At 70.3% G+C, this 13,339-nt stretch carries 6 protein-coding genes and 1 tRNA gene; 3 read left to right on the top strand and 4 right to left on the bottom strand.

Annotation, left to right across the window (positions count from 1 at the left end; all coding sequences use genetic code 11):
• Positions 1 to 168: 168 nt before the first annotated feature.
• Positions 169 to 3,390: an amidohydrolase family protein gene (locus ACFZDL_RS24550; protein WP_353592840.1), complete on the bottom strand. Its 3,222-nt coding sequence runs from the start codon at positions 3,388 to 3,390 to the stop codon at positions 169 to 171.
• 428 nt (positions 3,391 to 3,818) lie between these two features.
• Here ACFZDL_RS24550 and ACFZDL_RS24545 point away from each other — a divergent pair, with 428 nt between their 5' ends.
• Entirely contained in the window at positions 3,819 to 4,769 is a 951-nt protein-coding gene (locus ACFZDL_RS24545; RefSeq protein WP_353592786.1) for an alpha/beta hydrolase, read from the top strand.
• Positions 4,770 to 4,976: 207 nt separating this feature from the next.
• Positions 4,977 to 5,053, top strand: a tRNA-Pro gene (locus ACFZDL_RS24540).
• An 874-nt stretch (positions 5,054 to 5,927) separates the two neighbouring features.
• On the opposite strand, the gene ACFZDL_RS24535 is transcribed toward ACFZDL_RS24540, so the two are convergent.
• From ACFZDL_RS24535 to ACFZDL_RS24525, 3 genes are read right to left on the bottom strand one after another with little or no spacing between them, the layout of a single operon-like run.
• Positions 5,928 to 6,851, bottom strand: a complete 924-nt coding sequence (locus ACFZDL_RS24535; protein WP_353592787.1) for a hypothetical protein — start codon at positions 6,849 to 6,851, stop codon at positions 5,928 to 5,930.
• Entirely contained in the window at positions 6,848 to 11,629 is a 4,782-nt protein-coding gene (locus ACFZDL_RS24530; protein ID WP_353592788.1) for an SNF2-related protein, read from the bottom strand. The genes ACFZDL_RS24535 and ACFZDL_RS24530 overlap by 4 nt, the downstream gene beginning before the upstream one ends.
• Before the next feature lie 3 nt (positions 11,630 to 11,632).
• Positions 11,633 to 12,415: a hypothetical protein gene (locus ACFZDL_RS24525; RefSeq protein ID WP_353592789.1), complete on the bottom strand. Its 783-nt coding sequence runs from the start codon at positions 12,413 to 12,415 to the stop codon at positions 11,633 to 11,635.
• 405 nt (positions 12,416 to 12,820) lie between these two features.
• Here ACFZDL_RS24525 and ACFZDL_RS24520 point away from each other — a divergent pair, with 405 nt between their 5' ends.
• Positions 12,821 to 13,159, top strand: a complete 339-nt coding sequence (locus ACFZDL_RS24520; RefSeq protein ID WP_353592790.1) for a hypothetical protein — start codon at positions 12,821 to 12,823, stop codon at positions 13,157 to 13,159.
• Positions 13,160 to 13,339: the final 180 nt, after the last annotated feature.

Genomic DNA, 13,339 nt, shown 5'->3' with positions numbered 1-13,339 from the left:
GGCCCACCGGACCAGCAGGAAGCAGTAGCCCCCGCCGCCGCGGGCCGGAGCAAGCGCTCCGGCCCGCGGCGGCTGCCGTAGGGCCGAAGCCCGGCCCGCGGAGGCGGTCGTAGGAGCCGCTTCGGGCCCGCGGCGGCTGCTGGCGGAGCCGTCTCCGGCCCGCGCGTGTCACCCCTCCCCGTCGCAGCAGGTGTCCCGCCGCAGCAGCCGCCCCACCTCCAGCCAGTGCTCCGCCGACTTCCCGTGCCGCGCCCGGCCGCCCTCCGGGAAGGCGCGGACGAGGTCGTCCCGCTCGTACGGCACGCCGCCCCGCAGCACCGAGACCGTGCGCACGAGCGAGTCGAAGTCCGTGAAGGGATCGCCGTCCACGACCGTCAGATCGGCCAGCTTCCCCACCTCCAGGGTGCCCAGATCCCGGTCCGCGCCGAACGCCCGCGCGGGCAGCAGGGTCGCGGTGCGCAGCGCCTCCGCCGCCGAGAGCCCGTACCGGTGCAGTGCCCGCAGCCCCAGGTGCAGATGGAGCCCCACTGGCACCAGCGGCGCGTCCGTGCCCAGGGCGACCACCCCGCCGCCGGCGAGGATCCGCCGGTAGACCCCGATCTCGGTGCGCAGGGTGGCCAGCTGGGCGTCGGTGGGCGGGGCCTGGGCGAGCTGCCGCACCAAAGCGGTGTCCCACGGCGGCATGAGCCGGGTCACCCGCTCGTCCTCGGCCAGCGAGGGGTCGGCCCCCACCAGCGGCGAGGCCGTGAACGGTGTGGCTATCAGACGGAAGTCCGTGGCGGTGTAGATCTCCGTCACGTCCTGGAAGGACTGCCCGGTCGCCGTCGTGGCGTGCCCGTACTCCAGGCGCTGCGTGGCCTGCAGATGGGTGGTCAGGTCCTGTCCGAGCTGCACGCCGGGCGAGCACAGATGGCTGCCGGTGCGCACCCCGAGCCGGTCGTGCGCGAAGCGGGCGGCCTCCTCCATGATCCAGCCGGGCGCGCGGACATACGTCTTGACGAAGTCCCAGTCGAGCGCCGCACCGCGCTCCAGCGAGCGGCGCAGCCCCTCCCGGGTGCGGTGCGCCCGGCCCATGCTGTACGCGACGCGCGGCCCGTCCAGCAGCTCCCCGGTCGCCAGCAGCCGGGGCCCGGCCAGCGCCCCCGCCGCGATGGCCTCGCGCAGCCGCGCCTGCTCGTACGCGAAACCGCCGAGCGAGACGGCGGTGGTGATCCCGTAGGCGAGCTGCAGCACGGTCTGCCGGGCGCCGTAGGTGTACTGCCAGGGATGGGTGTGGGCATCCCACAGACCGGGCACGACGGTGCGGCCGGAGGCGTCCACACGGCGCTTGGCCGGCCGCCCGGCGCGGTGCGCCTCGACGGCGGTCACCCGCCCGCCGCGCACCACGATGTCGACGTCCTCGCGGACCGTACCGTCGTCCCCGGTGCCGTCCCAGAACCTCCCGGCGTGCACGACGGTGTCGGCGGGGCTCGGGCGCCGGTGGTCGAGCGGGACGCGCACGGTACGGGCCGTGCCGCTGTCGACGTCCAGCAGCCGCAGCCTGCCCGCCGACAGATACAGGATCGAGCGCGAATCCCCGGACCAGGAGGGGTGGTCGGCGCTCTCCTCGGTCAGCCGGCGCGGCTCGCCGTCCGGGGTGCCGTCGGGCCGTACGGGCAGCAGCCACAGGGCGGACTCGGCGATCACCGCGAGATGGCGGCCGTCGGGGGACCAGACGGGGCCTGAGTCATAGCGGTCGGAGAGCGAGGTGTGCGGCGCCAGCGCGTACAGCCGGGCCGCGCCGCTGGACGCGTCCACGATCCGGATGAGGTTGTAGCCCTCGCGGAACCGTTGGTTCAATCGATTGCGATCGCAATAGGCGATAAATCGCCCATCCGGCGACCAGCTCGGTCTGCCGGGCAGCCCACCGCCACCGAGCGGCGCGGCCAGCGTCCGCTCGGTACCCGCGGCCAGGTCGCGCACGACCAGATTTCCCGACATGTCGACACAGGCGAGGCGATCGCCGCCGGGCGACAGCGCCGGATGCACCCGGCCCCCGGAGGCCAGCTCGGTCTCCTCTCCCGAGGCGAGATCCCGGCGGCGCACGCCGAGCAGCCCGTCGCGGTCGTCCGCGTAGATCAGCGCCCGCCCGTCGGGCGTCCATGTCGGCGCCAGCAGATAGCGGGTGGGCGCCGCCCGCACGATCCGGCGCGGGGCCCGGCCGCCGGTGGTGTCCGCGACCCACAGGGAGTTCAGCGCGGCGAAGGCCACCTTGCGCCCGTCGGGGGACAGCGAGGGCAGATGCACCCCGCGCACCGGCCGCGCCCCGCCGCCGCCGTCGAAGTCGTACCGCTTGACGCGGTAGCGCGGCCGGCTGACCGGCAAGGCGGCCTCGAACGGTATCTCCTCCCCGCCCCCCGGCGCCCCGGGTCGCACCAGCCGGAACCGCCCGCCCACGGTGAGCAGCAGCTCCCCGCCGGCCGTCCAGCGCGGCGGCACCGGCTGCACGTCGCCCTCCACTTTGACGGCCGCACCATCCACGACCAGCGTGCAGGAGGCCTCGGGGGCGGGCGTGGTCCGCAGATAGGCGAGCGTGCCGGCGGGCGACACCGAGGGCGCGAGCAGCTGCACCCCCGTGGCCGTCTCGGTGTGCTCCACCGTCACCGGCCCGCTGCCGTCGGCCCGAACCGAGGCGACCGTACGGGCGTCCAGCGCGGTCCCGGCGAGCCGGCCACGTATGAACAGCACCCGCTCGCCGTCGGGGGACCACGCGGGGTCGAAGTCCTCCCAGGCACCGTCCTGCAGCGGCCCGTCCTGCCCCGGCACCCCGGTCAGCCGGGTGAGCTCCCCGGTGGCCACCTCAAGCACCCACACCCGGTACGGACTGCCCGCCACCGGGTCGCCCCCGCGCTCGGAGGCGAAGGCGATCCGGGTGCCGTCCGGCGACCAGGCCGGCCCCCGGTCGTCCCAGGGCCCGTCCGTTCGCTGACGCACATCCGAGCCGTCCGGGCGCAGCGTCCACAGATGAAAGCCGCCACCCCGGTACGCACAGACGGCCAGCAGCTTCCCGTCGGGCGAGAAGACCGGCCGCGTGGGCTCCAGATCGGGCGGGGTGAGCGCGGTGGCGGCGCCGCCCTTCCGGGGAAGGGACCACAGCACGTTCTGGACCTCGGCGACCAGCCGGTCACCGGCGGGGGAGAGCGTCGCGGCGCCGTTGGTGGCCCCGGTGAACGACAAGGTGAGCGCCCCCCGCCGCGCCTGCGCGGCGGCACTCTGCGCGGGCAACCCGCCCACCGCCCCGGCCACGGCGGCGGTACCGGCGGCGGCCTGCAGGAACCGACGGCGGGAGAGCGGGGGCGGGGCGGCGTCGGCGGCGAGGAGTTCGACGCCCGGTTCGGCGCCGGGTTCGATGCCGGGTTCGATGCTGGGGGCGGGCTCGGCTGTGGCGGCAGTGTCTGCGGTCTCCAACGGTCCTCCTGGAACACGTAGTTGTGCGGAGCAGGAGTGGGCAGTGGTGCGTGCAGCACTTGATCGTTTCACAGACCTCGGGCCTGAGGTCAACACTGCGTCGCGATCACGTGGGCGAAGACGCCGAGGCGCGGTGGACAGCACACTTCCGCCCCGGGCGGGGCGCGTGCCCCCGGGCCCGGCCGGGGGCGTGACTCCGGGGCCGGCGGGAGCGTGCCCTCGCGCCTGCGGGCGTGCCCCTGCCCCCGGCGGGACCGGACTCCGCCTCGGGGCGGGAGCGTGACTCCGCGCGGGGCGGGAGCGTGACCCCACGCCCGGAGGGAAGGAGTGATCCCATCCCCCTCCCCTTCCGCACAGGAGATTGAGACGGCATGCCGACGGACGGCACCACCGACCACACCCACCACACCGACCACATCCCCACCCCGGACGGCGTACGCCTGGCCACCTACACCTGGCTGCCGGGGTCCCGCACCCCACGCGCGATCGTCCAGATCGCCCACGGCGCCGCGGAACACGCCCAGCGCTACGACCGCTTCGCCCGCTTCCTGTGCGACCACGGCTACGCCGTGGTCGCCTCGGACCACCGCGGCCACGGCGCGACCGCCGCCTCGACGGGCGGCTTCGGCGTCGTGGGCGAGGAGGGCGACGGCTGGCGGGCCATCGTCACGGACCTGCGGACAGTCGGCGACCGCACCCGGCAGGCCCTCCCCGGGGCGCCGCTGATCCTGCTGGGCCACAGCATGGGCTCGATGCTCGCCCGCGACTGCGCCCAGGAGTACGGCGGCGAACTGTCCGGCCTGATCCTCTCCGGCACCTTCCGCTCACTGCCCGCGACGGACCCCGACAAGGCCATCACCCGCCTCAAAACCGAGATCGCCACCCACGGCCGCACCGCCCTGTCCGGCTTCACCACCGAGCTCTTCGCCTCCTTCAACGACCCCTACGAACCCGGCACCGGCTACGAATGGCTCTCACGCGACCCTGGGGAGGTGGCCGCCTACACGGCGGACGAGCGATGCGGCTTCCCCTTCAGCGCCGGGCTCTCCCTCGACTGGGTCCGCGCCGTCCGCAAGATCAACGACCCGCACAACCAAGCCCGCACCCCGACCGAGCTGCCGATCCACATCGCCGTGGGCGCCGAGGACCCGTGCAACCAGCGACTGACGCTGGTCCACGAACTCCTCGAGGACTTCCGCTACCTCGGCATCCACGACCTGAGCTGGAAGGGCTACCCCGACGCCCGCCACGAGATCCTCAACGAAACCAACCGCGACCAGGTCCACCAAGACCTACTGACCTGGCTGAACGCCCACACCTGAGCCCCCGCACCACCGCCCTCTACCTCCATAACGGAGGCGCGGCCGCTCCCGAAACACTCAGCCATCGACCACAAACCCAGCGTAACCAGAGGGTCCATCCCCGCCCCGCCGAAGCCCCCGCCGAAAGCTGGCAGCGACCACCCCCTGAAGTGCGGTATTGTTCTCTTGCGCGACCGGCCAGGGCGAAAGCCCAAGCCGGACAAGCACCGGGACGTGGCGCAGTTTGGTAGCGCACTTGACTGGGGGTCAAGGGGTCGCAGGTTCAAATCCTGTCGTCCCGACCAGCATCATCGCAGGTCGGAGGCCGTTTCCGCGGGTAGCGGAGGCGGCCTTAACCATGTCCGGGCTGGGAGCAATGGGGAGCCCTCTGGGAGCCCTCGTGCTCCCAACTCGCAGACGTGTCAACGGCGCCCGATTCGTCCGTCACCCGATCCGGTAGACCTACAACGCCGTACCGCGCCCCCACGCGCCGTCGTCAACCACAGACCCCCGACGTCACCCGATCGATTCGGATGTCTTGTGCATCGAGAGGCATAAGGACCCCTTGTCGGTTCTCGAGCACCTTTCGCGGTGGGAGCACGTTGTTGTGCTCCCCATGCGACAGGGCAGGGCGGACCGCTGGCGATCTCTCCGGGGCGGTTTTCGCAGGCAGCGTGCATGCGGGGCTTCTGGTCGCCAGGTGCGCCCCATATCAAGGAGGGGCAAAGCCCCTTGCCGTCCGCTGGCAGATAGGGCACTCCCAGGGCGTGGGCGCCGTACTCGGTTCTGTGGCGCAGTAGCGAGACAGTTCGCAGAGGCCCTGCGGCACAGAAAAAGTGTGCCAAGCGAGGCGGAGGCATGCCGGGGCATGGTGTCGCCGCAGCAGACGTCCCAGTGTTGATGCCCGATGTCTGGGTGGCTAGGCAGGTAGACAGCACGCGCAGGCGCTGGTGGCGGCAAGGTAGGACAGACGTAGCAGCAAGACAGAACATGATGCCGCCCCAGTCCTCTGCGGGTGAAGGTACTTGGGGCGAATCTCAAGGGGAGAACAGCCTCCCGGCCTCTGCGGATGATTTATCGGTGCCCGCAGAGTCGGCGGCCGACCACGGGTCACCCGACTTATCCTTTAACACGTAGCTCATTCTCTTTAAGGGAAATGGTGCCTGGGGGAGGCGACCGTTACGCAGTGGGTTTCTGTTGGGAGCTACCGCGGCTGGGTGTGTACGCCGAGATCTGTTCTCGCAAGTCGGCGATGTCAATGCCCAGTCGCTCGGCCGTCTCGGGAAGCCGGATGCCGGGGACTGCTACGGCGAGGCGGAGTGCGTCCTCGTGCAGTGCGCACTCCAGCCGAGTGGCGTCCCGTAGGTGTGTCCGTGCCTGTGACGCGGCGTCGCTGATGAGTGCGTGGATCTGTTCCGGATCGGGTGCAGGTGCGGGAGGAGCTGTGGTTGCCGGATGGCCGGGCACCAGTTTGTCGGTCGGGTCGGGCGTGTAGGTGGGCAGCAGGGGCGGTTCGGCGCATTCGCGATACCACGCCCATGCGTGGTGGGCAGGGATGTGGACCTTTCCGCCGGGCGTCTTGCGGGTGGTGGTGACGGGCTGGTCCGTGCCGGTTGCGGGGGGCTGCGTGGGGTGTTCGGGGAGTCCGCGCAGCGTGGCGAAGTCGGTGGGCCGGGCGGTCAGGCGTGCGGTGATGGCGTGAGCGAGGGCGGCGATGTGGCGGCACGGTGAGGTTCCACAGCCACAGCTGAAGGTGATCTCTTCGGACGCGGGCTGGGTGGGTACGCCGCCGGTGTGGTCCGGGTTCGTCAGGCATTCGGGGAGCTTGCCAGTGCGGACAGCTTGGTGGTGGCCGCAGGTGGGAGAGGCAGTTTGCCAGGCTGTGATCTGCGTGTCTGTGAGGACTGGCAAGGTGATCGTGGGGTGTGCTGGTGTGGTGTGGTGCCGGTCGGTGGCGGTGGCGGTGACTCGGCCGGGTTCGAGGGTGAGGTGGGTGAGGCCTCCTGCGGACAGATCGTTGTGGCCGGCGAGCCAGAGAGCCTCGTTGCTGATGGTGGCGCGTAGGAGGGTCTCCCAGGTGCGGGCAAATGTGTTCGGGGTCATCGCTGTGCTCCCAAGGCGATCAGGTCGATGATCTGGTCGTCGGTGAGTTCGGTGAGGGCGGAGTAGCCATCGGCGAGTACGGCGTCGGCGAGGGCCCGTTTGTGCTTGAGGAGTTCGTCGACGCGGTCCTCCAGGGTGTTCTCGGTGATGAGCGGGTGCACGGTGACGGTGCGCTGCTGGCCCAGACGGTGGGCGCGGTCGATGGCCTGGCTCTCCTTAGCGGGGTTCCAGGGGCGGTCGAAGAGCACGACATGGTTGGCCTGCGTGAGAGTGAGGCCGGTGCCGCCGGCTTTGACGGTCATCACCATGAGCTGGCCGGAACGGGCCTGGAACGTGTCGATGATGCGCTGGCGTTCGCGGACGGAGGGGATGTCGCCGCTGTAGTAGAGAGGGTCGTGGCCGTGGCTGCGCAGGTGCCGGAGGAGGAGTTTGGCCATGGACCGGTACCGGGTGAAGATCAGTGCAGATTCGTCGGGTGCCGTCAGGGTGGGCAGCAGGTCGTCGAGTGCGCCGATCTTGCCGGACCTGGCTGCTGCCAGCTCGGGGTCGTGGTCGTCCTCCAGTGAGTCTTTGAGGCACTGGGCGGGCGAGTTGCAGATCTGCTGCAGCTTGTTGAACAGCTCCAGCAACAGGCCTTTGCGGTGCACTCCGTGGGCGTCGCGGATCGCCTGGAACGTGTCGTCGGCGGTCTGTTGGTAGAGCTCGATCTGTTCACGGGTGAGGCTGACGACGCGCGGCCGGATGTCCTTGGGCGGCAGCTCGGTCAGGATGCCCGGGTCGCTCTTGCGGCGGCGCAGCATGAACGCGCTCATGAGGCCGGACAGCCGTGCGGTGCGCTCGGTGTCGGCGATGTTGTCTTCGATGGGGCGGGCGAACTGGTCGCGGAAGACGCGCTGGGTGCCGAACAGTCCGGGGTTGAGCCAGTCCATGAGGGCCCACGCCTCCGTGAGGTTGTTCTCGACCGGGGTGCCGGTCAAGGCCACGCGGACGCTGGCCTTGATGCGGCGCAGGGCGCGCGCGGTGGCGGTGCGGTGGTTCTTGACCATCTGGGCTTCGTCGGCGACGACGAGGTCGAAGGAGATGAGGGCCAGCAGGTCGATGTCGCGGCGGAGCGTTTCGTAGCTGGTGATGACGATCGTGCGGGAGGTGGCGTCTTCGAGGGTTCGGTCGGTTCCCAGGTAGCGCAGGGTCGGCACGGTCGGGGCGAACCGGTGGACTTCGCGCTCCCAGTTGATGACGACGGAGGCAGGACAGACGATCAGGGTCGGCCCCGTGGCGCCGGTGGTGGTTTCCCGGCGGTGCAGGTGCAGCGCCAGAGCGGTCAGCGTCTTGCCCAGGCCCATGTCGTCGGCGAGCATCGCGCCGAAGCCCGCGCCGGTGGTGTTCGCCAGCCAGGCCAGGCCCATCTGCTGGTAGTCGCGCAGGGTTGCCTGCAAGGCTCCCGGCTCGGGGACAGGCGTGGTGCGGGAGCCGGTGCGCAGGAAGTCCACGAGGCTGGCAAGAGAAGCCGTCGGCTCGCACGGCACGGCCTGACCGTCGATGTCGATGGCCCCGGTCAGGGATGCACGCAGGGCCTGGTCCGAGGGGATCGGGCTGATGTTGCGGTTGGCGGCACGGCGGGCGGTGTCTTCGTCGACCATCACCCACTGGTCGCGGACCTTGGTCAAAGGCTGCGGCGCCTGCCCGATGTCGTCCATCTCCTGGTCGGACAGGTCGGCGTCGCCGAGCGACATCTGCCACCGGCCGTCCAGCACATCGTCGAGGGAGAACCGTGGCCGCGGCGCGGCCACGGACGGCTCGGCTCCGGCCCCGACCACGACTCGTGTGCGCAGCAGGCTGGTCCACTGCTGGGGCCAGTACACGCTCAGTCCGGCCCGTTCCAGTTGATCCCGTGTGGCGCCTAGCAGCAGGACGGCCTCGTCGGCCAGCAGCGTGAACCGGTCGGGTACCGGGCACTGAAGAAGCCGCCCGGCCGGCTCCCACATCTCGGCGATACGCCGAAGCCGTCGGCGGATGTGCCCCACCACAGCCTCGTCTCCGGCTACCTTGGCAACCTGCTGGAACAGCTGCTGCTGACGGTTGTCCGCGGTGGGCTGGGCGACCAGCAGCTCGGCCCACAGCAGTTCTGTGTCGTCGGGGCTGGCCTTCTTCGGGGCGTGTACGGAGAGCTTCAAGTCCACCGGCGGTACCTCGGCGCGATCGTCCTCGGCGCGGTCGGCCCACTGGTGCAGTGCGGAACTGCGCTGCTGCCGCGGAATGGGGGTGGCGAAGGGCGTGTTCCCTAGAACCGCTGAGGCGCCGGGGCCGCGCAGCATTGCTTCGGCGACGGCGTTGAGTCCGGCGCGGATCGCGACGCGTGGTGCCCACAATTGGTAGGGCCGGGTGTCGGTGGCTGCCCCGCAGTGCGCGGAAGGCACCATGGCCTGACGCAACTGCCGTGCGCGGTTGCGTTCGTGCTCGTTGAGCGGGCCCAGGCGCCACACGTCGACACCGTGGCTGTCCAGCGTCGGATACACCCGGCCATCGGCCACCACGGCCAGCCCCAGACGGATCGCCTGACGCCACAGCTGCACGGACGGGGCGACCTGGTCACCGTCGGGTGTCCGGGCCATGGCGTTGGCCAGCAGCCGCACGGGCACCTGCCAGCATTCCACCGGCCGGGGGCCGACCGAGAGGCCCTGACCGGGCAGGACGAGATCGGCCGTGCAGCATCTGATCGGCTTGTGGCAGGAGCCCTCCACCGGAGCCCCATCGACCTGGTAGAGCAGGAAACGGCCAGCCCCGTCCTGCAGATCAATGGTGATCTCCAGGCCCTGTCGCAGCAGCTCCACCAGCGCGTCCTCGGCGGCTGCCACCTCATCGCAGCCTGCGAGGGGACCGGCCGGACTCCGGTGGGAACCCACGCCGCCCGCACCGGCGACCGCCGCAGCCTGCGACTCCCGGGCGGCGGGAACACTGCGCTCACAGCTCTGGCCCTCCATCGGAGTGGCCAGCAATTCGATCATCGCCTCGGCGGCCTGGCGTTGCGCGTCGCGCTTGTTGGGCCCGTGACCAATGGTCTCCAGCCACTCTGCGTGCACCTTGCAGGTGATCCGTGCGGCGAACCCAGCGGGGTCCTTGGCGGGGTCCGCGATGCTCAACTTGCTGATTCTGCCGGTTTGTTTGAGCTCGTTCAGGAGCATCAGCGGGTTTTTGCCGCCGAGTTCGGGCACCGGGATACGGCCGAGGCGCAGACCGCAGCCTGCCTTCACGGCACGCTGAACGGTCTCCAGCAGCTGACGGGCAGCCGCCAACCGCGTGCTGGCGCGGCCGAGCCCCCGCCCGGTGACGGTGAGCAGCTCACCACGGTGCACGCAAGCGGCAACGCACACGAACAGCGGCTCCAGCCCCGTGATGCCGGGCGCGCTCGTGAAGACGAGCTCACTGATCACACCGGATTCCGCCAGCACCTTCAGCTGCTCGTGCGGATCCTTCTCCTGCACGGGTCCGTAGCCCGTCACAGCGCGCGGGCCGTTGCCCTGAACCGGCAGCGGCGCCTGCACTGGCAGGCCGGCCAGCTGGGCCAGCAGCCGGATTGCGGCAGCCCCGCGCGCCAGCCGCTTGTTGTTGCGCCAAGGACCGAGCTCACTGACCTCCTCCCCGTCGACAACGCACGTCGCGCGCATCCTGAACAGCGGCGGACCGGGCTCGCTCTTGCGTACCTCTTCCGCATAGGAAGGCGTCGGCCCGTAGCGCAGTGACTGATGCAGGGTCAGCACCGCCACGGCGACGGCGGGATCGTGAGCCGCTGCCAGAGCCGCCTCGCGAGCGGGCTGCCATGCTGCGGCCCGTGCGGTGAACAAAACGGCGTGCAGGTCGCGCGGGATCAGCTCTCCTGCGTTGATCCGCAGCACGATCTCGGCCACCTCCGCGGGCGCGATCTGGGGGCGGTCCAGAGCCCGTTGAAGGCGGGTCGGGAAGGACGCGTCCCGGGCCTGGGCCGGTGGCGAGGACGATGAGAAGCGGCCGGCCGGCACCCAGCCGGACAGGGTGCTGTCCTGCTCGACCGGCTCGGCTCCGCACAGGTGTCCAAGCAGGCTCACGGCCGCGCTCTGATGGGCGGCCTTGCGGCTGGGGCGCGTCACTACGGCGCCATGGGCTCTCACACCGGGCTGCCGCCATCCGGCTTGAGCGCTGAACATCTGCGGGTTCGCACCGGGCACCTCGCGGATCACGAACGCCGACGGGATCCCGATGTCCTGGCAGTGGGTGTGGAGCACGGAGGCGGCCAGTTCAGGGCGGGCCGAGACGATCGCCCATGCACCGGAGACGGCCGCCTGGGTGGACGGGAGCGAAGCGGCTCGCATCAACAGTAGGCGCAGATCCTTGATGCCGAGGCGTCCGGAGCCTCCACGTGCGGCGGCCTCGGCGGCGAGCTCGGCAGGCACATGGCGGTTCTCCCATGCTGCCTCCAACAGCCGGGAGAACACATGCGGATCCGCCGACTCAAGAGCAACACGGGAACCGGACGCGGGATGCGGCACACGAAGGGGGGGACTCGACGGACTTGGCGGTACGGAGGCCATCTCAACCCTCACGGAAAGCACGAGGAAATGGGGCGGCCGATAGCAAAGCACCTTCGACGTGGCCGGTCCCCGGCAGGCAAGATCCGCCGCGGCATGGAGCAGGATGCCGTTGACCAGCACGTTCTCGGGCTCGGTGGCCTGCAGGGAGAACCAGAACACACCTGCGCCGACCGACTCTTTCGGGGGATGGAACATCGGGACCGTGCGGTTCACCTGTCAGGAGGACGGCGCACGGCGCGTCCTCATGCATGCCCCCGCTCCGGCAGCCGTCAGCGCTGCAGGGACGTCACTGAACCGTTCACAGACGCAGCCCTCAATCGTGTCGGACAGTTCCCGGTGTTCCGGTGAGCCCTTGACGGCGTTGACGCGCTTCTTGTGGAATGCGACCGTTTGGCCGTTCCTGTTCGTGCAGCACTCTCCCGAGGCTGCATCGCAGTAGCCGCATTCCAGAGTCAGCGGCAGCTGTTCCAGTTCGCTCTTGAGGCCCGTGAGCCTCACCCACCGATGGATGTGGCACGCGAAGAATCCCTCGGCGGTCGTACAGGCGGCGCCGCCGTCCGCGGGGTAGCCGCACAGTTCCCCGTCGCGCGGATCGTGATGTGCGCACCGTTCGCTTCCCGTACGTCGCTTGAAGGGGCAGCGCAGCCCGCCGGAGTACTCCACCCAGCGGGAGTCCTCAAGTTCCTCGTCCAACGTCACGGTACACCGCTCCGGGAAGGGATCCGGGACGTCGGCGGGCAGCGGCCACTGGTGCTCGACGCAACGCTGGTTCGGCGCGCTGACGAACACCCCGCACGGACCCCACGCCGGGTAGTTGGAGTGGCGTCCCGTGCGCGACGATGCCCAGAAGCACACGGGCCGGAGAAGGGCCTCGAGCTTGTCCCGTAGCTGACGGGCCTCAGGAGCGGGTACGTACTGCAGGAGCCGGAAGGCTTCCTCGACCTCCTGAGCGGAGATTTCGACGCGCCGGGCGGCACCATTACGCCTGCGTGCGATCACGCGTGCCAGCTTGGGCGGAGTGGGGGTGGTCCTCGACATGGAGGCGATTTGTACCGCAGCGCGGCGATGCCGACCCGGTGTACACGCCGACACCGCCCACGCTGCAAATAATCAGCGCCTGAACGCTGCAAGCGCAGCTTAGCCGCAATTCGACTGAAAGCTGTGAAAGCGGGTGTGTCGGGCGACGGATTTTCTGGCGTAACATGACCGGCTCTACTGCCCGCCACCGTGTGAAAGGCCCCGCATTGACCCCGGAATACTGCCCATTCCACCAGGTCGAAGATGCCTGCGGACCCATGGCTCGGCTGCTGGAACAAGCCTGTCTGCTCACCTTGACGCCGAACGCTCCGGCCCACCCAGACCAGGAGCCATCGGAACGCTGACGGCTCCGCCTTCAGCGTTCCGATGGCGGAGGTCTCATTGCGGCGGATTGTCGTACGGATCAACACCTGGGGCCGGACCATCCTCGACCCCACCATCCCCTGCCTGGAGGTGGCTCCCGGCGACGTACGCTCAGTCCGCTACGCATTGCAGGCCCTGTACGAGACGGTCCAGGAGAAGACTGGGGTCGACCGGCAGTGGTGGCGGGTGAAGGACCGGCTGGCTCAGGCGCGTGCCGTCCTGGTCCGCGATGCACTGGTCGATGCCGAGGACGACCGGCTGTCCGCGTTTCTGGCAGCCCTGCACGTCGACCGCGCCTACATCGTCTGGGAAACCGAGATCAAGACGGGACTCGGCTCCTGACACTCGGAGCTGAGCTTCCGTCCCCTGTGGTTCGCGCCAGCGGCGTGCGGGGCGGGAACAAGGCCGGTGCAGCGTACAGGGGCCCGTGTGAGCCCAGTTGCCGCAGGCCGGGCGTCGTCCGCGGGGGTGTTGTATGGCGTCGGCCTCAACCAACACGCGCAACAGCGGTTGCATTTGAGG

It is taken from the genome of Streptomyces sp. NPDC007917 (assembly GCF_042959105.1).
Classification (GTDB): domain Bacteria; phylum Actinomycetota; class Actinomycetes; order Streptomycetales; family Streptomycetaceae; genus Streptomyces.
This window is presented reverse-complemented; position numbering and strand designations above follow the sequence as displayed.

Bases quoted from the DNA above. Each gene is read 5' to 3' on its own strand.
- ACFZDL_RS24545 (WP_353592786.1), top strand. From the start codon at position 3,819: ATGCCGACGGACGGCACCACCGACCACACCCACCACACCGACCACATC.
- ACFZDL_RS24535 (WP_353592787.1), bottom strand. From the start codon at position 6,851: ATGACCCCGAACACATTTGCCCGCACCTGGGAGACCCTCCTACGCGCC.
- ACFZDL_RS24520 (WP_353592790.1), top strand. From the start codon at position 12,821: ATGGCGGAGGTCTCATTGCGGCGGATTGTCGTACGGATCAACACCTGG.